Here is a 22,267-nt window from a genome sequence, read left to right as displayed (position 1 = left end):
GCCCGCGCCGGGGCGGGCGTGGTCGCTCCGGCGGCCGACGTCTCACCCCGATCCTCCGATGATCTTCTCGAAGGGGTGGGGGCCGACCGTCTCGGGGTCGGCGGCCAGGTCGTAGAGCGGGCTGTATCCGGTCGAGAGATACAGCCCGGCCGCCTCGGGCTGCCGGGGCCCCGTGGTCAGGTAGATCCGGCGGTAGCCCTGCCGTGCGGCCTCCCGCTCCAGTTCCCGTACGACGGCGACCCCCAGGCCGCGTCTGCGGTGGCCGGGGTGGGTCCAGATCCGTTTGAACTCGGCGGTCTCCTCGTCGTGACGGAAGAACGCGCCTCCGGCGACGGTCCGCCCGCGCTCGACGAGGATGAGGAACGCGCCGCCGTGTTCCGGGGTGAACCGCTCGTCGGGATAGCGGTTGATCTCGTCGTTGGGACCGTATCGGCCGGTGTACTCGGCGTGCAGGTCCTCCAGGAGCGGTCTGACCGCCGGGTCGCGGACGGCGACGTGCCGTACTTCGAAGGGGGCGATCCTGAGGTGCCCGTCGGTGGCGTGCCCGCTCGGTGCCGGTGGGGCGTGTTTCGTGTACGGGGCGGAGGGCCTCGCGGAGTCGATCGTCACTTCGGCTGCCTCGGCAGGCCGGGCGGGTTGATCTTCGAGGCGGTGAGCGCCTCGTTGTCCAGGCCCCACCGCTTGAGCACCTCGGCGTACTTGCCGTTCTCGATGAGCGTGTCGATCGCCTCGCTGACCGGCTCGACCAGGCCGTTGCCCTTCAGGGTCATCACCGCGATCAGGCCCTCGACCGATCCGCCGCCGGAGAGCGTCCCGACGATCCTGCTGTCACCGCCCACCGCGACCTGGTAGGCGATGGAGGGGTTCGGGCCGAGGTAGGCCTGGACGCGGCCGGACTTCAGCGCGAGCAGGACGTCGCCGTACTTCTGGTAGTACTGGATGTTCGCGGCCTTGAGCCCGGCCTTCTGGTTCTGCGCGTCCCACTCCAGCAGGATCTTCTCCTGGTTGGTGCCGGATCCGACGGAGACGTTCAGTCCGGCGATGTCGGCGGCCTTCTCGATCTTGGTGATCGGGCTGTCCTTGCCCACCTGCCAGGCGAGCTGGTCGACCCGGTAGGTGGCGAAGTCGTAGATGTCCTTGCGCTCCTCCGTCACCGTGACGTTGTTGAGCACCAGGTCGTACTTGCCCGACTTGACCGCGAGGAACAGGTTCTCCCATGAGGTGTTCTCCTCCTTCAGCGGCAGGCCCAGCACATCGGAGATCAGGTGGGCGAGGTCGGTCTCTACGCCGATCAGGGTGGTGTCGTCGTCGGCCAGGAACACCAGGGGCGGCGAGCCCTCGCCGTTGAACCCGGCGGTGAGTGAGCCCTTGGCGCGGATCGCCTCGGGGACCTTGGCGGCGATCTCCTCGACCTTGTCGGCGCGGACGCGGTCCTGCTCGGGAGAGGTGTTGATCTTCGCGCCACCGGTCTCCGAGGGGGCGGCGGCCGGAGCTGCCGAGGACGCCGAGGACGCCGAGGACGCTGAGGACGCTGAGGACACGGCCCTGTCCGTCGTGCCGGCCGAGGTCTCGGCACCACCGCAGGCGGTGGCGAGCAGGAGAGGCAGGGCGGCGACGACTGGGGCGAGTCTCGATATGAGCGACATGTCGGTCCTTGCTGGGATCGGGTGGTGGGGACGGGGCTGCATGAGGGGGTCAGAGGACCTTGCTGAGGAAGAGGCGGGTGCGCTCGTGCCGGGGGGCCTCCAGCACCTCGGCGGGGGTGCCCCGCTCGACGATCCGGCCCTCGTCCATGAAGACGACGGTGTCGGCGATCTCGCGGGCGAAGCCGACCTCGTGGGTGACGACGATCATGGTGGTGCCGCTCCCGGCGAGGCCCTTCACCACGTCGAGCACCTCGCCGACGAGCTCGGGGTCGAGCGCGGATGTCGGCTCGTCGAAGAGGATGACCTTGGGCTCCAGGGCGAGGGCGCGGGCGATGGCCACCCGCTGCTGCTGGCCGCCGGAGAGTTTGCGGGGGTAGGAGTGCGCCTTGTCGGAGAGCCCGACCCGCTCGAGCAGCCGGGTCGCCAGCGCGTCCACCTCCGCCTTCGGCCTGCGCTGGGCCGACAGGGGCGCCTCGGTGACGTTCTGGTGCACGGTCAGGTGCGGGAAGAGGTTGAAGTTCTGGAAGACGAAGCCAATCCGGGTCCGTTGCCGGAAGATCTCGCGCTCGGGCAGCTCGTACAGCCTGTCCCCGGACCTGCGGTAGCCGACCAGCTCGCCGTCGACGCTCACCGAACCGCTGTCCACCTTCTCCAGGTGGTTGACGGTACGCAGAAGCGTGGACTTCCCCGACCCCGAGGGCCCCAGGATCACCGTGACCTCGCCCGGCGCGACCCGCAGGTCGACGCCGCGCAGCACCTCCAGCGACCCGAAGCTCTTGCGCACCCCCCGCAGTTCGACCATCGCGGCGCTCATGCGCGGCCCCTGCCGTAGTACCGCTCGATGTAGTGCTGCGCGAGGGACATCACGGAGGTCATGGCGAGATACCAGACGGTCGCCACCAGCAGCAGGGCGATCACCCTGCCGTTGCGGTTGTAGATCACCTGGACCTGGTAGAAGAGCTCGGGCAGGGCCATGATGTAGACGACCGAGGTGCCCTTGACCAGGCCGATGACCTCGTTGCCCGCGGTCGGCACGATCGACCGCATGGCCTGCGGCAGGATGATCCGGAACAGCTGCCTGCTTCTGGGGATGCCCAGCGCGGAGGCGGCCTCCCGTTGGCCGTGGTCCACCGAGAGCAGCCCCGCCCGGACGATCTCGGCGGCGTAGGCGGCCTGGTGCAGGGCGAGGCCGAGTGCGGCGGCGGTGACCGGGCCGATCAGGTCCATCGTCCCGATGTCGAAGAAGGCCGGGCCGAACGGCACGCCGAAGGAGATCCTCGGGTACAACAGGGCGAGGTTGTACCAGAACAGCAACTGCAGGATCAGCGGCACCGATCGGAACAGGGCGATGTAGCCCCAGGCGACCGAGTTGAGCAGCGGGTTTCCCGACAGCCGCATGAGCGCCAGGACCGTGCCGAGCAGGAAACCGAAGACGATTCCCAGCGCGGTCAGCTCCAGCGTGAACACGACCGCGCGCAGCACGGAGGGCGCGAACAGGTACTCCCCGACCACCTCCCACTCCCAGGCGGGATTGGTGAGCAGCGCGCTGACGGCCATGGCGAGCAGCACCGCGACGCCCAGGGCCGCCACCCATCGCCCGGGGTGGCGGGTGGTGACCACCTTCAGGGAGGGCTCGCCGGCCTCGGCGTCCGCCCGGCCGCCCGGGGATTCGTCGGCAGGGGGAGCGGCGGATCGGATCGCGACGGACCCGCCGGGGGCGGACGCGGGGACGAGACGCGCCCGGCTCCACGCGTACCCGAGATGCATGCGCCCCCGGCCGCCCGCCGACGGTGGGGCCTTCGCGACGGCCGCGGGGGAGTCGTGCGTCTCACCGCCGTCGGCGTCTGGAAGTTCGACGGGCATGGCTGAGGCCTTTCTGGCTGGTCGTACCGGGTGGGGCGGGGGCGTGCTCCGCGCGAGGCGGGCGGTGATGTGGGCATGGGCGGGTGCGGCGGAGGCGACGCGCTCGCCTGTCGCCGACCGGAGCCATGGGCTCACGGCATCACTTCAACACACGTTCACAATCCCGTCAAGACCTACTTGTTTAGTGGGTTTTTTGTCGAAGTGGATCTCCTAGGAGAAAAAGGGGCGTTCGGGAAGGACTATCCAGCTCAGGGCGCGGTAGAAGCAGGGCGGAGGCGGGCCCCACGTCCGCCCGAGGGAAGGGACCGATGGCGGAGTTGGTTGGCGGGGAGCTGCCGGACGGCCGGTTCCCCGTGGTGAACATTCACGCGGCCCTGGAGCGCAGCGACCTGCTCGACGAGCTGGCGGACCTGCGGGTCGACGACGATGACGACGACGACCCCGTCCTGGTCCGCCAGGACGGCAGTCCGGTCGACACCTGGCGGGAGAAGTATCCCTACGACAGGCGGATGGAGCGGGCGGAGTACGACCGGATCAAGCGGCTGCTCCAGATCGAGCTGCTCAAGCTCCAGTACTGGATCAAGGACACCGGAGGGCGTCTGGTCGTCCTCTTCGAGGGGCGTGACGCCGCGGGCAAGGGCGGCACGATCAAGCGGTTCATGGAGCACCTCAACCCGCGGGGCGCGAACGTGGTGGCGCTGGAGAAGCCGAGTGAGCGCGAGAGCACCCAGTGGTACTTCCAGCGCTACATCTCCCACCTGCCCGCCGCCGGAGAGATGGTCTTCTTCGACCGTTCCTGGTACAACCGCGCCGGGGTCGAGCGGGTGATGCGCTTCTGCACCCCCGAGGAGTATCTGGAGTTCCTGGAACAGGCCCCGGAGTTCGAGCGGATGCTCGTCCGTGACGGCATCCACCTGGTGAAGTTCTGGTTCTCGGTCTCGCGCTCCGAGCAGCGCACCCGGTTCGTGATCCGCCAGGTCGACCCGGTACGGCAGTGGAAGCTGTCGCCGATGGACCTGGAGTCGCTCGACAAGTGGGAGGACTACACCGCCGCCAAGGAGGACATGTTCGTCAACACCGACACGGAGGAGGCCCCGTGGACGGTGATCAAGAGCAATGACAAGAAGCGGGCCAGGGTCGAGGCGATGCGCCACCTGCTGAGCCTGTTCGAGTACGAGAACAAGGACCACGAGGTCGTCGGCGTCCCCGACCCCAAGATCGTCGTCCATGCCGCCGACGTCCTCGACGACGACCGCGGCCACTGAGACGAGGACCGCCCCCGTTCCCATGTCGGTGCCGGCCGAGCCGCCCGGACGTCTTCGCCCACGGCTCGGCCCTCCGGCGCCGGCGGTGCCCTGCTCGGCCTGCCCGCTCACGCGGCCAGGCCGGAGGCCACCCCTCTCCCCTGTTGCGGCACAATTGCCGCATGTCCCTTGACCCCGCCATCGCGGCCCGGCTGAAGCGCACCGCCGACGGGCTGGTTCCCGCCGTCGTCCAGCAGTACGACACCGGCGAGGTGCTCATGCTCGCCTGGATGGACGACGAGGCGCTGCATCGCACGCTCACCACGGGCAGGGCCACCTACTGGTCGCGCAGCCGGGGAGCCTACTGGGTGAAGGGCGACACCTCCGGCCACGTCCAGCACGTCAAGTCCGCCGCGCTCGACTGCGACGGCGACACCGTCCTGCTCAAGGTCGACCAGGTGGGCGCCGCCTGCCACACCGGCGACCGGACCTGCTTCGACGCCGACGAGCTGACGGTGACCCGGGCGTGACGGCGAGGCGGGAGCTGTGGACCTGGCTCGCGGTGTGCGTGGCCGGTGCCGCGCTCGTGCTCCTCGCCGCGGGACGCGACTGGTTCACCGTGACGTACGGCACCCGCGAGGTCGCGGTCTCCGCCGCCGAACTGGTCCCCGCCCTCGGCCCCGGCGCCTGGGCGGCGCTCGCCGCGGTGGTCGCCGTCCTCGCGACGAAAGGCGTGTGGCGCGGGCTCGTCGGAGCGGTGATGGCGCTCGGCGGGGCCGGGATGATCGCCGGTTCCTGGTGGGGAGGCGGCGCGAGCGCCGCGCTGCGGATCTCCGCCGAGCAGGCGCCGCTCTCCGTCGGCTCCACCCCGCAGGTCGCCTCGGCCGTCGTCTGGCCGATCCTCGCCTCCGTGGGAGGGTTTCTGCTGGTCGCCGGGGGAGTGGCGGCGATCGCGCGCGGCGGGCGCTGGCCGGGCATGTCCGGCCGGTACGACCGGCAGGGGGCCGGCCCCGCGGGCGGTACTGCCGCCGCACGCGGTGGTGCCCCCAGCGAGCGGGAGTTGTGGGACGCCCTCGACGAGGGCGTCGACCCGACGACCGGTCCCGACCCCCGCGAACACTGACCTTCGCGAGCCCTTGGGCGGACGGCGGGTTCCGCTCGTTCGCACGACGTCCGCGGTTCCCGCCGTGTTCCCGGTGTTCCCGGCGCGGGGATCTTCTCATGTCGTTTCGGTGCCCTCCCACCGTCCGGGGCGGGTGTGCCCCCGGCCACGACTTGCTCACAACGCGCTCGCGAGCGTGAACGGATCGTCTCCTCCTGGGAGTGTTTTCGCTAGGATTTCGCCTGTAACTCGGATAATGGGGAGTCATTCATGAGCTACGGCGATCAGGGTGGCTATGGCCCGCCCCCGAAGGGCGGCGGCTACGGCTCCTCGGGTGGTTATGGCTCTTCGGGCGGTTACGGTTCCGGAGGGTACGGTGCGCCCGGTGGCGGTTACGGGGGATACGGCGCGCCGCCGCCGCGGGGCAACAACGGCATGGCCATCGCCGCGCTGATCATGGGCATCGCCGGGCTGTTCATCTGCGGACTCCCCTCGATCGTGGGCGCTGTGCTGGGGCACATCTCGCTGGGGCAGATCAGGCGGACGGGCGAGGAGGGGCGGGGCATGGCCGTCGCGGGCCTGGTCCTGTCCTATTTCGGCATCCTGTCCTGGCTGGCGGCGCTGGTGTTCATCTGGGTGATCGGAGCCGGTGCCCTGATCCTCGGTGGCGCCACGGGCTACTGACGCCGACGCTCGCGCCGCCGGTGAGGGGCGCGTGAGTGGGTAAGTAGGGTGGCCGGTGGGGGTGACCAGCGGTGAAGGGTGCTGAAGGACCGTGGTGACGGGGAGGATCGCGGGTTCGCGTGCCGTGGCCGTGCTGGCGCCGCTCGGCACCGCGCTGGCCGCCGGCGCGGCGGTCGCGTTCGTGGGCGCGGTGGACCCCAACGAGCCGGGCCACTACCCGCCCTGCCCGTTCCTGCTGCTCACCGGCCTCTACTGTCCCGGTTGCGGAGGCCTGCGAACGGTGTACGCGCTCGCCCACGGGGACCCCGTGGCGGCCCTGGGGCTCAACCCGCTCGTCGTGCTCATGGTCCCGGTGCTGGTCCTGCTCTGGGGTCGGTGGGCGCTGCGTGCCTGGTCGGTGGGCGGATCGGCCGGAAAATCCGGTGGCGGGCCCGGATGGAAATCCATACGACCGGTCTACGTGTGGTTATTGCTCGCTTTGATGGTCGTGTTTTGGATAGTGCGAAATCTTCCTTTTGGGGAATTCCTGGCCCCATAGTCACCGATAGGTCTCACCCCGTGGCGGGGCGACCCCGGCCGGGCCGATAGCATCGGCGGAACAAGGGCAGTCGACCGGGAGGGGCCTTACTCGTGAGCGAGCGGAGCGAACGAACCACGGATACGGCGGCGTTCGCGAACCCGGCCCCGGAGCTTCGCGAGGAGGGCAAGTGAGCGTGCTTGAGGAAATCCTCGAAGGAGTCCGCGCCGATCTGGCCGAGCGCCAGGAAAGGGTGACGCTGGCCGAGCTCAAGGAGCGGGCCGGGCGGGCACCGGCCCCCCGTGACGCGTACGCGGCACTGGGCGGCGACCAGGTGGCGGTGATCGCCGAGGTCAAGCGTTCCAGCCCTTCCAAGGGCGCGCTGGCCGCGATCGCCGACCCCGCCGCGCTGGCCGGTGACTACGAGTCGGGTGGCGCCCACGTCATCAGCGTGCTCACCGAGCGGCACCGCTTCGGCGGCAGCCTCGACGACCTGGCCGCCGTGCGCGCCGTCGTCGACATCCCGGTGCTGCGCAAGGACTTCATCGTCACCTCGTACCAGCTCTGGGAGGCCCGCGCCTACGGCGCCGACCTGGCGCTGCTGATCGTCGCGGCGCTCGACCAGAACGCGCTGGTCTCGCTCATCGAGCGGGCCGAGTCGATCGGGCTCGCCCCGCTGGTCGAGGTGCACACCGAGGAGGAGCTCGACCGGGCGCTCGTCGCCGGAGCCAAGATCATCGGTATCAACGCGCGGAACCTCAAGACCCTTGAGGTCGACCGAGAGGTGTTCGTCAAGCTGGCTCCCAAGATCCCCGAGGGCGTCATCAAGATCGCCGAGTCGGGTGTGCGCGGCCCCCACGACCTACTCGCCTACGCCAGGGCGGGAGCCGACGCCGTCCTGGTCGGCGAGAGCCTGGTGACCGGCAAGGACCCGCGCGCCGCCGTGGTCGACCTGGTCACCGCCGGTGCCCATCCCGCATCCCGACCCGAGGGGCAGTAAGCCAGTGACAACGCACGAGGGAACCGTCATCACCACCGCCGACCTCGCCGGTAACGCCGCCCACGGAAACGACCCGGACATCCACGGCAAGTTCGGGATCTTCGGCGGGCGCTACGTGCCCGAGGCGCTCATCCCCGCGCTGGACGAGGTCGCGGCGGAGTACGACAAGGCGAAGAACGACGCGGCGTTCCTGCGGGAGTTCGACCACCTGCTGCGCACCTACGCCGGGCGGCCGACCACGCTGACCGAGGTCCCCCGCTTCGCGGAGCAGGCGGGTGGCGCCCGGATCATCCTCAAGCGCGAGGACCTGACCCACACCGGCGCCCACAAGATCAACAACGTGCTCGGCCAGGCCCTGCTGACCAAGCGCCTGGGCAAGACGCGGGTGATCGCCGAGACCGGTGCCGGACAGCACGGCGTCGCCACCGCGACCGCCGCCGCCCTGATGGGCCTGGAGTGCGTGATCTACATGGGGGCCGTCGACTGCGAGCGCCAGGCGCTCAACGTCGCCCGCATGAAGCTGCTCGGCGCCACCGTCGTCCCGGTCACCAACGGCAGCCAGACCCTCAAGGACGCCATCAACGAGGCGTTCCGCGACTGGGTCGCCAACGTCGACCGCACCCACTACCTCTTCGGCACCATCGCGGGCCCGCACCCGTTCCCGGAGATCGTCCGCGACTTCGCGCGCATCATCGGCGTCGAGGCCCGCCGCCAGACGCTGGAACTCACCGGCAGGCTGCCCGACGCGGTCGCCGCGGCCGTCGGCGGGGGATCGAACGCCATCGGCATCTTCCACGCCTTCCTCGACGACCAGGACGTCCAGCTGCACGGTTACGAGGCGGGCGGCCGGGGCCTGGAGAGCGGAGAGCACGCCCTCACCCTCACCGCGGGCTCCGTCGGCGTGCTGCACGGCTCGCGCACCTACGTGCTGCAGGACGAGGAGGGCCAGACGGTCGAGTCGCACTCGATCTCGGCCGGGCTCGACTATCCGGGCGTCGGCCCCGAGCACGCCTGGCTCAAGGACAGCGGCCGCGCCACCTACCACGGCATCACCGACGCCGAGGCGATGGACGCCTTCTCCCTGCTCGCCCGCACCGAGGGCATCATCCCCGCCATCGAGTCCTCGCACGCGCTCGCCGGAGCGCTCAAGCTGGGGCGCGAGATGGGACCCGGGGCGACGATCCTGGTCAACCTCTCCGGCAGGGGCGACAAGGACATGAGCACCGCGATGAAGTACTTCAACCTCTGACACCCCTCTCACGGCCGACTTGCCTCCCCTCTGGCGGGCCGAAGGGGACGAACCGCAACGGAAGCAACGATGACGACTCTTCAGACGGTGTTCGCCAAGGCTAAGGCGGACGACCGCGCCGCCCTCATCGGATACCTGCCCGCCGGGTTCCCCAGCAAGGACGGTGCGATCGCCGTCGCCACCGCCATGGTGGAGGCGGGCTGCGACGTGATCGAGATCGGCCTGCCCTACTCGGACCCCCTGATGGACGGCCCGACGATCCAGGACGCCGTCCACCGGGCGCTGACCAACGGCACCCGTATCGCCGACGTGCTCCGCACGGTCGAGGGTGTGGCCGCCACCGGTGCCGCCACCCTGGTCATGACGTACTGGAACCCAATCGACCGCTACGGTGCCGACCGCTTCGCCAGGGACCTGGCGAACGCGGGCGGGGTGGGCACCATCACGCCCGACCTCACCCCCGAGGAGGCCGGCCCCTGGCGCGAGGCCAGTGCGGGGGCCGGGATCGACACGGTCTTCCTGGTCGCGCCCAGCTCCACCGAGGCCCGCATCAAGGCCGTCGTCGACAGCTGCACCGGTTTCGTCTACGCGGCGTCGCTGATGGGCGTCACCGGCGCCCGCGCCTCGGTCGGCGAGGCCGCGCAGGGCCTGGTCGAGCGCACCCGCCCGCACACCTCCCTGCCGGTCTGCGTCGGCCTGGGCGTCGGCACCGGACTGCAGGCCGCGGAGGTCGCGGGCTACGCCGACGGCGTCATCGTGGGCTCGGCGTTCATCCGCCGCGTCCTGGACGCCCCCGACGAGAACTCGGCTCTCGCGTCCGTCCGCGAGCTGGGCGCCGAGCTGGCGGCGGGCGTCCGGGGCTGAGGTCTCTCCCGCAGGGCGCGGTCCCCCTTCCACCGGGACCGCGCCCTGAAACATGCCTTTCGAACACGCTTATTCGACGCTTATCCAGCTCGTGGTGAGCTTTCCTTCGGATACCTTGCGTTCGCCGGAGACATCCGTGCCTAGGGCGTGGGAGTAGGAGAATGATGCTCGTGACCTCTGAGAAGCCCGCGCCCAATAGGTCGCGTATCGTGATTTCGGCGCTACCCTGGGTAACGACCGTCTCGCGGCTGGTGCTCGCGGGTGTGCTGATCGTCGCGGGTTGGGGCAAGATCGGCACCCCGGTGCTCTCGGTTCAGGCGGTCGAGGCATACGAACTGCTCCCAAAATCGCTCGCCACGGTGGTCGGCTACGGCCTGCCGATCCTGGAGATCGTCGTGGGGGTGTTGCTGGTCGTCGGGCTGCTCACCCGGGCGGCGGGTGTCATCTCGGCACTGCTCATGCTGGCGTTCGTCATCGGGATCGCCTCGGCGTGGGCGCGCGGGCTGCGCATCGACTGCGGCTGCTTCGGCGGCGGCGGTCAGCTGGCGGCCGGGGTGGAGCCCGACTACCTCATCGACATCCTGCGCGACTTCGGTCTCTTCGGGCTCGGTGTGATCGTCGCCTGGTTCCCTCCGGGTCGCTTCGCGCTGGACTCCGCCCTGGGGCTCACCCCCGGGCGGGAGCCGTACGACGACCTTGAAAGCGACGACGAGGAGGAGCACCAGGAAAAGGAGACTGACTGATGGGCAAGGCCGCGCGGGACCAGTCGGCGCGTGATCGGATCAAGGCACAGCGCCAGGAGCAGATGCTGAAGGAGAGGCGCAAGCGCATAACGACCATCACGACGGCCGCCGTGCTCGCGGTCGCCGCCGTCGGGGCGGGCTGGTGGTTCGCCGCGCAGAGCAGCAGGTCCGAGCAGGTCGGCGCCAACCTCGCGCCGATCACCGTCGCCTCCGACGGCTCGGTGGTCATGGCCAAGGCGGGAGTGGAGTCGCCGGTCCTGGACGTCTTCGAGGACTTCCAGTGCCCCGCCTGCAGGGCGCTGGAGGAGACCAGCGGTCCCACGATCAAGAACCTGGCGGCCGAGGGCAAGGCGAAGGTGGTCTACCACCCGATCACGATCTTCCAGGAGCAGACCAACAAGGGCATCACCCGGGGTAACTCCGTGCGGGCCGGGGCGGCCTCCCGCTGCATTCCCGGAGGCGTCGCCTGGAGCAGGTTCCACGACAAGCTGTTCGACGCACAGCCCTCGGAGACCGTGGAAGGCTTCAAGATCCCTGACCTGATCGCCTGGGGCAAGGACGCCGGGGTGACCGATCCCGGCTTCGACAAGTGCGTGACCAGCCAGGAGAAGGCTCCCGAACACCTCGCCTACAGCACCAAGGTCCTGGAGACCCAGAAGCTCACGGGCACCCCGACGCTGAAGCTCAACGGCACCGAGATGGACACCGGCGTGGCTTTCAAACCGGCCGAGCTACGTCAGGCCGTCCTTGATGCCGCCAAGTAGCCCGGGACACGGTAACGTCACCTGACATGCCCCTCGCCTCGATTCCCAGCCCCTCCCAGGGGGTCTGGCATCTCTTCGGCGTGGTCCCCATCCGGGCCTACGCACTGTGCATCGTGCTCGGCGTCATCGTCGCGGTCGTCATCGGCGAGCGCCGCTGGCGCGCCCGCGGCGGTGTCCCTGGAACCATCGTGGATCTCGCCGTCTGGGCCGTGCCGTTCGGCCTGGTCGGTGGACGCCTCTACCACGTCATCACCGACTGGCAGCTCTATTTCGGGCCGGACGCGCCCAATGAGCCGATCGAGGCGCTGTACATCTGGAACGGCGGCCTAGGCATCTGGGGCGCCGTCGCGCTCGGTGGCGTGGGCGTCTGGCTGGGCTGCCGCGGCCGGGGCATCTCCCTGACCGCGGTGGCCGACACCGTCGCCCCCGGCATCGCGGTGGCCCAGGCCATCGGCCGCTGGGGCAACTACTTCAACCAGGAGCTGTTCGGCGGCCCCACCGACCTGCCGTGGGGTCTGGAGATCGACCCCGACCGGCCGGGCACGGTGCCGGGCGTGGACACCTACCACCCCGCGTTCCTGTACGAGTCGATCTGGGACCTGGGTCTCGCGCTGGTCCTCATCTGGATCGGCCGCAAGTACGTGATCCGCCACGGCCGCCTGTTCGCTCTCTACGTCGCCGGCTACACCGTGGGCCGCTTCTGGATCGAGGGCCTGCGGGTCGACGCCGCCCACCACATCCTCGGCCTGCGGCTCAACCAGTGGACCTCGATCATCCTGTTCATCGGGGCGATGGCCTACTTCTGGTACGCCAGGAACAAGACCGACGAGGAGCGGGTGAGGTCGGCGACCGACCCCGACACCGACCTTGAGGGCGGCGTCGCCACGCCGGGCGAGGGCGAGAGCCCAGGCGGCCCCAACGGCACCGACGGTACGGACTCGGCGAAGGCCGTCACCCTGGTCGCGTCGGACGCGGGGGGCGGCGCGGCGGATCCCGTCGATCTGGCTCACCCCTCCGACCAGGCCGACGAGGCCGAGAACGACCGTGCGGCCCGGCGGGACGACGAGGCGCGTCCGGCCTCGATGACGTTGGTGGCCGAGGGCTTGAGCGAGGACGGAGGGGCGGTCGATCCGGCTCATCCGTCGGACCAGGCCGATCCCGAGGAGAGCGGCCGGGGCGGAGACGCCGAGGTCGAGGCAGAGCCGGCTTCGGCGGTTTCTGAGGTTCCCTCCGAGGCCTCGGACGCCGCCGAGAGCGTGCCCGCCTCTGACGGCACCGCTTCGGAGAGCGCGGACTCGGAGAGCGCCGTCGGCACGGCCTCGGGCGCGAGCGTTCCCGAGGAGCTCGTTTCCGGTGCGAAGAAAGGCGAGCTCCAGGAGGAGGCCGTGACGAAGGCCGCTCCCGAGAGCGAGAAAGAACGACGTTGACGCCTCTCCCACGGTCGAGGTCCCGGGATCTCGGACGCGCTGCCGGATCGTCCGGCGCACCGGCGCGTTCTGATTCCGGGGCCGAGACCGGTGGCCCGCGCCCTCCCTTCGGTGCCGGGCCCTGGGGACCGCCGCCCGGGGGATCGCGATGAGTCCGGACGCCTCGGGGAGGCGTGCCGAGATGCACCACCGGCATCGCGACGTCAACGGCGGCTGGCTGAGGCCGTCGGTGTTCGGCGCGATGGACGGCCTCGTCTCCAACTTCGCGCTGATCGCCGGTGTCGCCGGTGGCGCCGCGGGAACCAAGGTCATCCTGCTGGCGGGCATCGCGGGGCTGGCCGCCGGCGCGTTCTCCATGGCCGGTGGCGAGTACGTCTCGGTGGCGAGCCAGCGCGAGCTCGCCCTGGCCGAGATCGCCGTCGAGCGACGAGAGCTCGAACGTAACCCCGAGGCCGAGCTGGAGGAGCTCGCCAAGCTCTACGAGGAGCGGGGCGTCGATCCCGCCGTGGCCGCAGAGGTGGCGCGGCAGATCTCGGCGGACCCGGAAAGGGCGCTCGAGGTGCACACCGAGGCCGAACTGGGCGTCACCGTCCACGACCTTCCCTCGCCCAGGATCGCCGCGCTCTCCTCGTTCCTGTCGTTCGCGGTGGGGGCGCTCCTGCCCCTTCTGCCGTACCTGCTCGGCGTCACCAGCCTGGTGACGTCGGCGGTGGTCTCCTGCCTGGCACTGTTCGGCGCGGGCGCGCTGGTCTCCCAGGTCACCGCGCGCAGCTGGTGGTACAGCGGGCTGCGCCAGCTCTTCGTCGGCGCGGTCGCCGCCGGCCTGACCTTCGCCCTGGGCACCCTCCTGGGAGGAACCGGACTGTGACCGCCCCGACCTCGCCCCCGCCCCCCGCCCCGGGAGGGCGCAAGCGCCGCCGCACTCCCAGCAAGGCGCAGACCTGGAGCATCCCCCAGCTGGAGGAGTGGGGGCTGACCCCGACCCAGCAGCGGTTGCTGGTGGTGTTCGGATCCATCGCGGGCGTGCTGGTCGCCGCGGTCGTCCTCACCCTCGCGATCTCCGCGATCGGCAACGACTTCGAGCCCGAACGGGCCACCGCCTCGGTCATCGGGACCGAACCCCGCCCCGACGTCTACAGGGGATGGCCCTCCTCCAAAGTGTTCGCGCCGATCGCGGAGAGCAAGGCGGACCCCAAACCGCTCACGGCCAAGGACCTCTTCCCCAAGACCCTCAGCGAGGGCAGGACCACGCTGAGGCTGGCGGGCAGCCCTCGGCTGGAGAGCGCCTGCGCGGCGGCGGTCTGGGGCCAGGAGCTCACCGACCTGCTCGCCCAGGGCGGATGCACCCAGGTGGCCAGGGGCCTGTACACCAGCGCCGACAACCGCTACGTCGCCCAGTACACCCTGTTCAACCTCCGCGACACCGCCTCCTCCGACACCTTGGTGAACACGCTGACCACCCTGCACCGGGGCGGCTGGGTCCGGCCGGTCCAGGCGCCCAGGGCCGCCTTTCCCGCCGACGGCCACACCGAGGCGAGCGGCCACGCGATGGGGCACTACGCGGGCCTGGTCTGGATCGGCAGGGCTGACGGAGCGGAGCCCGGCGCGAGGGACGACTTCGTCTCGCTCTCCCTCGCGGTCCGCGCCACGGAAAAGGCGATCTTCCGCCGCATCGTCGCCGTCTCCCCGGCGCCCGCCCCGAGCAAGTAGTTTCCGGGTTCGTTTTTCGGGCGGGAATCCGGGTTCTTCGAGGGCGGGGAGGATGTCGAAGTAAGCTTTTTCCTCATGCGCAAGTGGATCATCATCGTCGTGCTGGCCGGGGTCGCCGGGGTGGGGGCCTTCCTGTGGCTGGGCGACGAGCCCGCCCCGCGCGCCGCCGTCCTGCGCGCGGAGCCGGGTACGGCCCACTACGCGCCCATCGCGACCCGCGACCTCGACCCCCAGCCGCTCACCGTCGCCGAGATGTTCCCCGCCCCCTCGGTGTCGGCGGGCACGACCAAGCTCGCCCTCAAGGCCACCGAGACCCTCGCCGACTGCGCGGAGGCGGTCTGGGGGAGCGCGCAGGACGCGCTCGGCGGGTGCACGCAGGTGCTGCGCGCCCGCTACGAGACCGAGGACGGCGCGGTCTCCGGCCAGTTCCTGATTTTCAACCTCGCCGACTCCGCCGCCGCCGACAGGCTCGTGGCGGCGCTCAAGGGCGACGGCGGCGACGGCTTCGTCAGGCCCGCTCCCGACACGCCCGACGGTTTCGACGGCTCGCGCAGCTGGGCCCAGGTCCGCGGCCTCGGGCACTACGTCACGGTGAGCTGGGTCGCCCCCGTCGCCGGCGGGAGCACCGCCCGGGCAGGCGCGGGGGAGGGCGGCGAGGGCGGCGAGGGCAGGGTGGATCTCACCTATCCGCAGGTCGCGATGGACGGCCTCGGCCTGGTCATCCAGCGTCGGCTGGTGCGCTGAGGGAGCTCTCCACCGCGGCCCTGAGCTCCAGCAGCCGGTGGGCGGGCAGTTCGAGGACGGTGACGTCGCCCGCCCACGGGGCCACGGCGGCGACGATCGCCCTCGCCTGCCTCTTCGTCAGGTCGCCCCTGACCTTGATCAGGGCCTCGCGCCAGGTGTTGGCGAGCCTGCCGTGCGCGTTGTCCAGGACGCGGCGCAGAATCCGGGCCGTGTCGTTCGCGTGCGCGTCGTTCGCGTTTGTGGCGCTCTTGCTGTCTCCGGCGGGCGGTGCCACCCGTACGGCGCGCACGGACGCTCCCTCGGCGGTGAGGTCGTAGACGGGGGCGAGAAGGTCGTGGGGGAGATCCTTCGGGGCCGTCGCCAGGGTGACCCGGACCTCCCTGGCGCGGGTGGCCAGCAGCAGCCGGGGCAGCGCGGCCTCCAGACCGGCGGGTACGGAGATCGCCACCCTGGCCGGGTCGCTGGCGTAGGGCTTGGCCAGCCAGGTCGTCAGGCGCGCCCTGGGGGCCTTGGGCAGCACGTCGCGGGGCCACTCGCCCACCAGCACCTCCGGGACGAACCCCTCACCGAAACCGGCGGCCGAGGCGGCGGGGGAGCTCGCCGACTCCACCGACTGGGGCCCCTGCGTGTAGATGGCGGTGCCGGACGTCTCGGTGCGGGCGGCCGCGGCGGGCCAGGTCTTCGTGGTGGGGCGCAGGACGTACAGGTCGGCGGCCGAACCGATGGCCTCGGCGCCGAAGTAGCGGTTGAAGTCGGGGTAGATCGCTTCGTTGACGAGGTTGAGCTGCGACAGGGCCTGCTGAACCTTGAGGGCGAGCGCGGGGGTGCGCTCGCTGGCGCCGTACGCCAGCATGATCCGGCCCTGCTCGCGGTCGCGCAGCCCTTCCGCGCAACGGGCGACGAACAGCCCGACGCCCTCGGGGGTGTAGGGAGGGTCGGTGATCGCCAGGTCGGCCCAGGACCGCGCGGAGGCGGGCAGCCCCAGGCGCAGGTCGGCCCAGCGGGTCCGTACGGCCAGACCAAGCCGGTCGGCCTCACCGGCGATGTAGGCGAGGATGCGCTCGTCGACGTCGACGACGGTCACCTCGACGCCCGGGTGCAGCATCGCCGTGGCCAGCGAGGTCAGATCGTGGTCGCCCACGCACAGCAGCCGGGCGCCGTCCAGCCAGAAGCGGGCGTCCAGCAGCAGCGCCCGCCTGACCACGGTCTCGCCGGTCGCGGCGACGTGGTCCAGCGTGTGGCGGCCCCGGGGAGCCTTGGCGATCAACTCGTCCATGCGCGCGACCAGGTCGGCGCGGTCGGGGAGCAGGTGGGCGACCGGGTCCGCCGGTGCGAGGGTGCTCGCTCGCGGCCCGGCCGGTGCGGTACCGACCGCTCGTGGTGCGGCCGGTGTGACGTTGCTTACGCGCGATCCGGTCGGTGCGGGGCCGTCCGCTTCTGATCCGGCCCGGGTGGGGCCGCTCGCCCGCGGTCCGTCCGGTGAGGGGGCGCCCTCCTCCCGTGCCGGGGCCGACCAGGCGGGAGGGGCCGGGAGCCTGAAGCGGTCGCCCGATCGCTCCAGTTCGCCGTCCACCTCGCGCAGCAGCGCCTCGATGGTCCGCCGCGAGGTCGCGGTCTCCCTGACCAGATCGGCGAGTGTCCACCAGCGACCGCCGCCCAGGGCGGTCAGCGCGTTCCTCAGCCGCCTGCCGTCGACACCCGCCCGTGCGACGAAAGCCTCGACTCCACCGCCGTTCTCGTCCTCGGCCTCTCCTTCGGTGCCGGCTCCACGCCCGGCCCCGGTTCCGGCCCCGGCTCCCGTCCGGGACCCACGCCCGGCCCCGCTCTCGGTTCCGGCTCCCGTCCCGGCCACCGTTCGGTCGCCGGTCCCGGCGGAGGCGCCGGGGGGGCCGGAAACGCCGGAGACATCTGAAGTGCCGCTGCCTGTCAGACCGGTGGAGGCGCCCAGGCCGGTGGGATCGGTCGGTTCCATTGGGCCACCCTAGGGCCAGGACCTGGAATGTTGTGCCATCGCGGTGTGTTTAATGAACCGGGCGAACCTGCACTAATTCGGCGGGATCTCACCGGGTAGGCAGGTATCCGGCAGGGTACGGTAATCTCTACCCACCACGCAGCAGGGCCAACGTCGTCCCTTGCTTGTTCGAGAGAAGCAAGACGACGGGAGGGATTCAATGCCTGCTGCCCACCTCGGCTTTCCCGAGCCTCAGGGCCTGTACCACCCCTCGCACGAGCACGACGCCTGTGGTGTCGCCATGGTCGCGGACGTTGCCGGTCGCCGTAGCCACGGCATCGTCGCGAAGGCCTTGACCGCGCTGTGCAACCTTGATCACCGGGGGGCCCAGGGTAGCGAACCGGACACCGGCGACGGGGCCGGGATCCTGACGCAGATCCCCGACGTCTTCTTCCGCGTGGTGGCGAACTTCCCCCTGCCCACGGCCGGCTCCTACGCCGCCGGTATGGCCTTCCTGCCCGCCGAGGAGCGGGCCCGTGAGGCCGCCGTGCGGCTGATCGAGGAGATCGCCGCGGAGGAGGGCCTCACGGTCCTCGGCTGGCGCGACGTTCCCACCACCCCCGACCTTCCCGGGCCGAGCGCCCGCGCGGTGATGCCGTTCTTCGGCCAGCTGTTCGTGGCGTCCCCCGACGGTGAGAGCGGTCTTGAGCTGGACCGGCTCGCCTTCTGCCTGCGCAAGCGGGCCGAGCACGAGGCGAAGGTCTACTTCCCCTCGCTGAGCTCCCGGACGATCGTCTACAAGGGCATGCTCACCCCGCTGCAGGTCGAGCAGTTCTTCCCCGACCTGAGCGACGAGCGCTACGAGACCGCGATCGCGCTGGTCCACTCGCGTTTCTCCACCAACACCTTCCCCTCCTGGCCGCTCGCGCACCCGTACCGCTACGTCGCCCACAACGGTGAGATCAACACGGTCAAGGGCAACCGCAACTGGATGCGCGCCCGCGAGGCCATGCTGGAGACGGCGAACCTGCCGGGCGACCTGTCGCGGCTCTTCCCGATCTGCGACCCGGCCGGTTCCGACACCGCCTCCTTCGACGAGACGCTGGAGCTCATCCACCTCGCGGGACGCAGCCTGCCGCACGCGGTGCTGATGATGATCCCCGAGGCGTGGGAGAGCCACACCGAGATGGACCCCGCGCGGCGGGCGTTCTACGAGTTCCACTCCACGATGATGGAGGCCTGGGACGGCCCGGCCTCGATCACCTTCTCCGACGGAACCCTGGTCGGCGCGGTACTCGACCGCAACGGCCTGCGCCCCGGACGGTTCTGGGTCACCGCGGACGGCCTGGTCGTGCTCGCCTCCGAGGCGGGCGTGCTGGACATCGCCCCCGAGGACGTGGTCCGCAAGGGCCGCCTGCAGCCCGGCAAGATGTTCCTGGTCGACACCGCGCTCGGCAAGATCATCGAAGACGACGAGATCAAGGCCGAGCTGGCGGCGGAGCTGCCTTACGCCGACTGGCTGCACGCCGGTCTGGTCCGCTTCGAGGAGCTGCCCGCCCGCTCGCCCGAGGGTCTGTCGCACGAGACGCTGATCAAGCGGCAGCAGACCTTCGGCTACACCGAGGAGGAGCTGCGGATCATCCTGGGGCCGATGGCGAGGACGGGCATCGAGCCGATCGGCTCGATGGGCACCGACACCCCGGTCGCCGTGCTCAGCGAGAAGCCCCGGCTGCTGTTCGACTACTTCAGCCAGCTGTTCGCGCAGGTCACCAACCCGCCGCTGGACGCGATCCGCGAGGAGCTCGTCACCTCCCTGGCCAGCACCATCGGCCCCGAGGGCAACCTGCTCGCCCCGGGTCCCGCCTCCTGTCGCCAGCTCGTGCTGCCGTACCCGGTGCTCGACAACGACGAGCTCGCGAAGATCATCCACATCAACGACGAGGGCGCGCTGCCGGGCTTCCACCCGCACGTGGTCTCGGGCCTGTACGAGGTCGCGGGTGGCGGCGAGGCGCTGCTGCACCGCATCGAGGAGATCCGCGCCGAGGTCTCCTCGGTAATCGAGGGCGGGGCGCGGATCATCGTGCTGTCCGACCGCGGCTCCTCCGACGTCCTGGCGCCGATCCCCTCGCTGCTGCTCACCGGTGCCGTCCACCACCACCTGATCGCCGAGAAGACCCGCACCAAGATCGGTCTGGTCATCGAGACCGGCGAGGCGCGCGAGGCGCACCACATGGCGCTGCTCGTCGGCTACGGGGCGGGCGCGGTCAACCCGTACCTCGCCATCGAGACCGTCGAGGACATGGTCGACTCCGGCGTCCTGAAGATCGACAAGCACAAGGCCGTGCGCAACCTCATCAAGGCGTACGGCAAGGGCGTGCTGAAGGTCATGTCCAAGATGGGGGTCTCCACGGTCGCCTCCTACACCGGGGCGCAGATCTTCGAGGCGCTCGGGCTGAGCCAGGAGGTCGTGGACGTCTGCTTCACCGGGACCACGTCCCGGCTGGGCGGCGTCGGCTTCGACGTCCTGGCCGAGGAGGCCGCGCAGCGTCACCTGCGCGCCTACCCCAGGGCCGAGAACGCCCACCGCCGCCTCGAGGTCGGCGGTGAGTACCAGTGGCGTCGCGAGGGCGAGCCGCACCTGTTCAACCCCGAGACCGTCTTCAAGCTGCAGCACGCCACCCGCTCGCGCCGCTACGAGATCTTCAAGGAGTACACCGGCCTGGTGGACTCCCAGGCGGAGAAGCTGATGACGCTGCGCGGCATGTTCAAGCTGCGGGAGGGCGTCCGCGAGCCGGTGCCGATCGACGAGGTCGAGCCGGTCAGCGAGATCGTCAAGCGGTTCTCCACCGGCGCGATGTCGTACGGCTCCATCTCGATGGAGGCGCACGAGACGCTCGCCATCGCGATGAACCGGCTGGGCGGCAAGTCCAACACCGGTGAGGGCGGCGAGGACCCCGAGCGGCTGCACGACCCGGTGCGCCGTTCGGCCATCAAGCAGGTGGCCTCCGGCCGGTTCGGTGTGACCTCCGAGTATCTGGTCAACGCCGACGACGTGCAGATCAAGATGGCCCAGGGCGCCAAGCCCGGTGAGGGCGGTCAGCTGCCCGGCCACAAGGTCTACCCGTGGGTCGCCAAGACCCGGCACTCCACCCCGGGCGTCGGTCTCATCTCGCCGCCTCCGCACCACGACATCTACTCGATCGAGGACCTCGCCCAGCTCATCCACGACCTGAAGAACGCGAACCCGGCCGCCCGCGTGCACGTCAAGCTCGTGGCCGAGGTCGGGGTCGGAACGGTCGCTGCGGGCGTGTCCAAGGCCCACGCGGACGTCGTGCTCATCTCCGGTCACGACGGCGGCACCGGCGCCTCCCCGCTCACCTCGCTCAAGCACGCGGGCTCCCCCTGGGAGCTGGGCCTGGCCGAGACCCAGCAGACGCTGCTGCTCAACGGCCTGCGCGACCGCATCGTCGTGCAGGTGGACGGCCAGCTCAAGACCGGCCGCGACGTGATCATCGCCATGCTGCTCGGCGCCGAGGAGTTCGGCTTCGCGACCGCGCCGCTGGTCGTCTCCGGCTGCGTGATGATGCGCGTCTGCCACCTGGACACCTGCCCGGTCGGCGTGGCCACCCAGAACCCCGAGCTGCGCAAGCGGTTCACCGGCAAGCCCGAGTTCGTGGTCAACTTCTTCGAGTTCGTCGCCGAGGAGATCCGCGAGTATCTCGCCGCGCTGGGTTTCCGCAGCATCGACGAGGCCGTCGGCCACGCCGAGCTGCTGGACACCACCCCGGCCGAGAACCACTGGAAGGCCTCAGGACTGGACCTGGCGCCGATCCTGCACCAGCCGGAGCTGCCCGAGGGCGCCTCGCTGCGCCGTACCGTGGAGCAGGACCACGGGCTCGCCAAGGCGCTGGACAACACGCTGATCCAGCTCGCCGAGGGTGCGCTCAAGGGGGGTTCCAGGGTCACGCTCGACCTGCCCATCCGCAACGTCAATCGTACGGTCGGCACCATGCTCGGCCACGAGGTGACCAAGCGGTACGGCGGAGCGGGCCTGCCCGACAACACCATCGACGTGCGTTTCACCGGCTCCGCGGGCAACTCCTTCGGCGCCTTCCTGCCCAGGGGCATCACGCTGAGGCTGACCGGCGACGCCAACGACTACGTGGGCAAGGGCCTGTCCGGCGGCCGGATCTCGGTCCAGCCGTACGACGCGGCCCCGCTCGACGGGCACATCATCGCCGGAAACGTCGGCCTGTACGGCGCGACCTCCGGCGAGGCCTTCATCCGCGGCGTCGTGGGGGAGCGGTTCTGTGTCCGCAACTCCGGTGCCACCGCGGTGGTCGAGGGTGTCGGCGACCACGGCTGTGAGTACATGACCGGCGGCAAGGTGGTCGTCCTCGGCCCGACCGGCCGCAACTTCGCGGCGGGCATGTCGGGCGGCGTCGCTTACCTGCTCGACCTCGACGCCGAACGGGTCAACCGGGAGATGGTCGAGATCGAGGAGCTGGAGGAGGCCGACTCCGAGGCGCTGCGCGAGATCGTCGAGGCCCACCTCACCGAGACGGGCTCCACGGTGGCGAAGGCACTCCTCGCCGACTGGGACCCGTCCCGCTTCAGCAAGATCATGCCGACGGACTACAAGCGGGTCCTGCTGGCCGCCGAGTCCGCCCGGCTGGAGGGCCGCGACATCGACGAGGCCGTCATGACCGCCGCGGTCCAGGGGTGACGCCGATGTTCGCGATCACTCATGCCGTCCGGT

Annotated in this window: 20 protein-coding genes; 15 read left to right on the top strand and 5 right to left on the bottom strand. The window is 70.7% G+C overall.

The window, feature by feature from the left end; all coding sequences use genetic code 11:
* Positions 1–42 precede the first annotated feature (42 nt).
* From AB0B96_RS00745 to AB0B96_RS00730, 4 genes are read right to left on the bottom strand one after another with little or no spacing between them, the layout of a single operon-like run.
* Positions 43–609: a GNAT family N-acetyltransferase gene (locus AB0B96_RS00745; protein ID WP_362895325.1), complete on the bottom strand. Its 567-nt coding sequence runs from the start codon at positions 607–609 to the stop codon at positions 43–45.
* Entirely contained in the window at positions 606–1,646 is a 1,041-nt protein-coding gene (locus AB0B96_RS00740; RefSeq protein ID WP_362895323.1) for an ABC transporter substrate-binding protein, read from the bottom strand. Before AB0B96_RS00740 ends, AB0B96_RS00745 begins: the two co-directional genes overlap by 4 nt.
* Positions 1,647–1,695: 49 nt before the next feature.
* Complete coding sequence (locus AB0B96_RS00735) at positions 1,696–2,460, bottom strand: amino acid ABC transporter ATP-binding protein (RefSeq protein WP_362895321.1); 765 nt, start codon at positions 2,458–2,460, stop codon at positions 1,696–1,698.
* The gene (locus AB0B96_RS00730) at positions 2,457–3,509 is read right to left on the bottom strand and encodes an amino acid ABC transporter permease (RefSeq protein ID WP_362895319.1); all 1,053 of its coding nucleotides are present in this window, start codon (positions 3,507–3,509) and stop codon (positions 2,457–2,459) included. Before AB0B96_RS00730 ends, AB0B96_RS00735 begins: the two co-directional genes overlap by 4 nt.
* Before the next feature lie 308 nt (positions 3,510–3,817).
* On the opposite strand from AB0B96_RS00730, the gene ppk2 reads away from it, so the two are divergent.
* From ppk2 to AB0B96_RS00660, 14 genes are all read left to right on the top strand, one after another.
* On the top strand, positions 3,818–4,774 hold the full coding sequence (gene ppk2, locus AB0B96_RS00725; protein ID WP_362895316.1) for a polyphosphate kinase 2: 957 nt from the start codon (positions 3,818–3,820) through the stop codon (positions 4,772–4,774).
* A 161-nt stretch (positions 4,775–4,935) separates the two neighbouring features.
* Positions 4,936–5,283: a phosphoribosyl-AMP cyclohydrolase gene (hisI, locus tag AB0B96_RS00720; RefSeq protein ID WP_362895313.1), complete on the top strand. Its 348-nt coding sequence runs from the start codon at positions 4,936–4,938 to the stop codon at positions 5,281–5,283.
* Complete coding sequence (locus AB0B96_RS00715; protein ID WP_362895311.1) at positions 5,280–5,876, top strand: Trp biosynthesis-associated membrane protein; 597 nt, start codon at positions 5,280–5,282, stop codon at positions 5,874–5,876. The genes hisI and AB0B96_RS00715 overlap by 4 nt, the downstream gene beginning before the upstream one ends.
* Before the next feature lie 249 nt (positions 5,877–6,125).
* Entirely contained in the window at positions 6,126–6,539 is a 414-nt protein-coding gene (locus AB0B96_RS00710; protein WP_362895309.1) for a DUF4190 domain-containing protein, read from the top strand.
* A 94-nt stretch (positions 6,540–6,633) separates the two neighbouring features.
* A complete protein-coding gene (locus tag AB0B96_RS00705; RefSeq protein WP_362895307.1) occupies positions 6,634–7,077 on the top strand; it encodes a DUF2752 domain-containing protein in 444 nt (147 codons plus the stop codon).
* 169 nt (positions 7,078–7,246) lie between these two features.
* The gene (trpC, locus tag AB0B96_RS00700; protein WP_350948163.1) at positions 7,247–8,056 is read left to right on the top strand and encodes an indole-3-glycerol phosphate synthase TrpC; all 810 of its coding nucleotides are present in this window, start codon (positions 7,247–7,249) and stop codon (positions 8,054–8,056) included.
* Positions 8,057–8,084: 28 nt separating this feature from the next.
* Positions 8,085–9,305 carry a tryptophan synthase subunit beta gene (trpB, locus tag AB0B96_RS00695; protein WP_362895822.1) on the top strand — a complete coding sequence of 407 codons (1,221 nt, stop codon included), beginning with the start codon at positions 8,085–8,087 and terminating at the stop codon, positions 9,303–9,305.
* Between the two features lie 69 nt (positions 9,306–9,374).
* Complete coding sequence (gene trpA / locus AB0B96_RS00690; RefSeq protein WP_362895305.1) at positions 9,375–10,169, top strand: tryptophan synthase subunit alpha; 795 nt, start codon at positions 9,375–9,377, stop codon at positions 10,167–10,169.
* 209 nt (positions 10,170–10,378) lie between these two features.
* On the top strand, positions 10,379–10,912 hold the full coding sequence (locus AB0B96_RS00685; RefSeq protein WP_350948165.1) for a MauE/DoxX family redox-associated membrane protein: 534 nt from the start codon (positions 10,379–10,381) through the stop codon (positions 10,910–10,912).
* A complete protein-coding gene (locus AB0B96_RS00680) occupies positions 10,912–11,676 on the top strand; it encodes a thioredoxin domain-containing protein (protein ID WP_350948166.1) in 765 nt (254 codons plus the stop codon). The genes AB0B96_RS00685 and AB0B96_RS00680 overlap by 1 nt, the downstream gene beginning before the upstream one ends.
* 26 nt (positions 11,677–11,702) lie before the next feature.
* Complete coding sequence (lgt, locus tag AB0B96_RS00675; protein WP_362895302.1) at positions 11,703–13,103, top strand: prolipoprotein diacylglyceryl transferase; 1,401 nt, start codon at positions 11,703–11,705, stop codon at positions 13,101–13,103.
* Between the two features lie 148 nt (positions 13,104–13,251).
* Positions 13,252–13,971 (top strand): VIT1/CCC1 transporter family protein, encoded by a 720-nt coding sequence (locus tag AB0B96_RS00670; protein ID WP_362895300.1) that lies wholly within the window; start codon positions 13,252–13,254, stop codon positions 13,969–13,971.
* A complete protein-coding gene (locus tag AB0B96_RS00665; protein ID WP_362895298.1) occupies positions 13,968–14,813 on the top strand; it encodes a hypothetical protein in 846 nt (281 codons plus the stop codon). Before AB0B96_RS00670 ends, AB0B96_RS00665 begins: the two co-directional genes overlap by 4 nt.
* Positions 14,814–14,888: 75 nt before the next feature.
* Positions 14,889–15,557, top strand: coding sequence for a hypothetical protein (locus tag AB0B96_RS00660; RefSeq protein WP_362895296.1), 669 nt, complete (start codon positions 14,889–14,891; stop codon positions 15,555–15,557).
* Here AB0B96_RS00660 and AB0B96_RS00655 read toward each other — a convergent pair.
* Positions 15,532–17,529: a bis-aminopropyl spermidine synthase family protein gene (locus tag AB0B96_RS00655; protein ID WP_362895294.1), complete on the bottom strand. Its 1,998-nt coding sequence runs from the start codon at positions 17,527–17,529 to the stop codon at positions 15,532–15,534. The two genes, AB0B96_RS00660 and AB0B96_RS00655, sit on opposite strands and share 26 nt — an antisense overlap.
* Positions 17,530–17,728: 199 nt before the next feature.
* Between AB0B96_RS00655 and gltB the strand changes: the two genes are divergently transcribed.
* Positions 17,729–22,234, top strand: a complete 4,506-nt coding sequence (gene gltB / locus AB0B96_RS00650) for a glutamate synthase large subunit (RefSeq protein WP_362895292.1) — start codon at positions 17,729–17,731, stop codon at positions 22,232–22,234.
* The last annotated feature ends 33 nt before the right edge of the window (positions 22,235–22,267 follow it).

The sequence above is a fragment of the Streptosporangium sp. NPDC049046 genome (assembly GCF_040649155.1).
Lineage (GTDB): Bacteria > Actinomycetota > Actinomycetes > Streptosporangiales > Streptosporangiaceae > Streptosporangium.
The sequence above is the reverse complement of the archived record's forward strand: the minus strand, read 5'-3'. Positions and strand labels throughout refer to the sequence as shown.

Coding starts and splice junctions, on each gene's coding strand:
- AB0B96_RS00740 (WP_362895323.1), bottom strand. CDS start 1,646: ATGTCGCTCATATCGAGACTCGCCCCAGTCGTCGCCGCCCTGCCTCTC.
- AB0B96_RS00735 (WP_362895321.1), bottom strand. CDS start 2,460: ATGAGCGCCGCGATGGTCGAACTGCGGGGGGTGCGCAAGAGCTTCGGG.
- AB0B96_RS00730 (WP_362895319.1), bottom strand. CDS start 3,509: ATGCCCGTCGAACTTCCAGACGCCGACGGCGGTGAGACGCACGACTCC.
- ppk2 (WP_362895316.1), top strand. CDS start 3,818: ATGGCGGAGTTGGTTGGCGGGGAGCTGCCGGACGGCCGGTTCCCCGTG.
- hisI (WP_362895313.1), top strand. CDS start 4,936: ATGTCCCTTGACCCCGCCATCGCGGCCCGGCTGAAGCGCACCGCCGAC.
- AB0B96_RS00710 (WP_362895309.1), top strand. CDS start 6,126: ATGAGCTACGGCGATCAGGGTGGCTATGGCCCGCCCCCGAAGGGCGGC.
- trpA (WP_362895305.1), top strand. CDS start 9,375: ATGACGACTCTTCAGACGGTGTTCGCCAAGGCTAAGGCGGACGACCGC.
- AB0B96_RS00680 (WP_350948166.1), top strand. CDS start 10,912: ATGGGCAAGGCCGCGCGGGACCAGTCGGCGCGTGATCGGATCAAGGCA.
- lgt (WP_362895302.1), top strand. CDS start 11,703: ATGCCCCTCGCCTCGATTCCCAGCCCCTCCCAGGGGGTCTGGCATCTC.
- AB0B96_RS00670 (WP_362895300.1), top strand. CDS start 13,252: ATGAGTCCGGACGCCTCGGGGAGGCGTGCCGAGATGCACCACCGGCAT.
- AB0B96_RS00660 (WP_362895296.1), top strand. CDS start 14,889: ATGCGCAAGTGGATCATCATCGTCGTGCTGGCCGGGGTCGCCGGGGTG.
- AB0B96_RS00655 (WP_362895294.1), bottom strand. CDS start 17,529: ATGGAACCGACCGATCCCACCGGCCTGGGCGCCTCCACCGGTCTGACA.
- gltB (WP_362895292.1), top strand. CDS start 17,729: ATGCCTGCTGCCCACCTCGGCTTTCCCGAGCCTCAGGGCCTGTACCAC.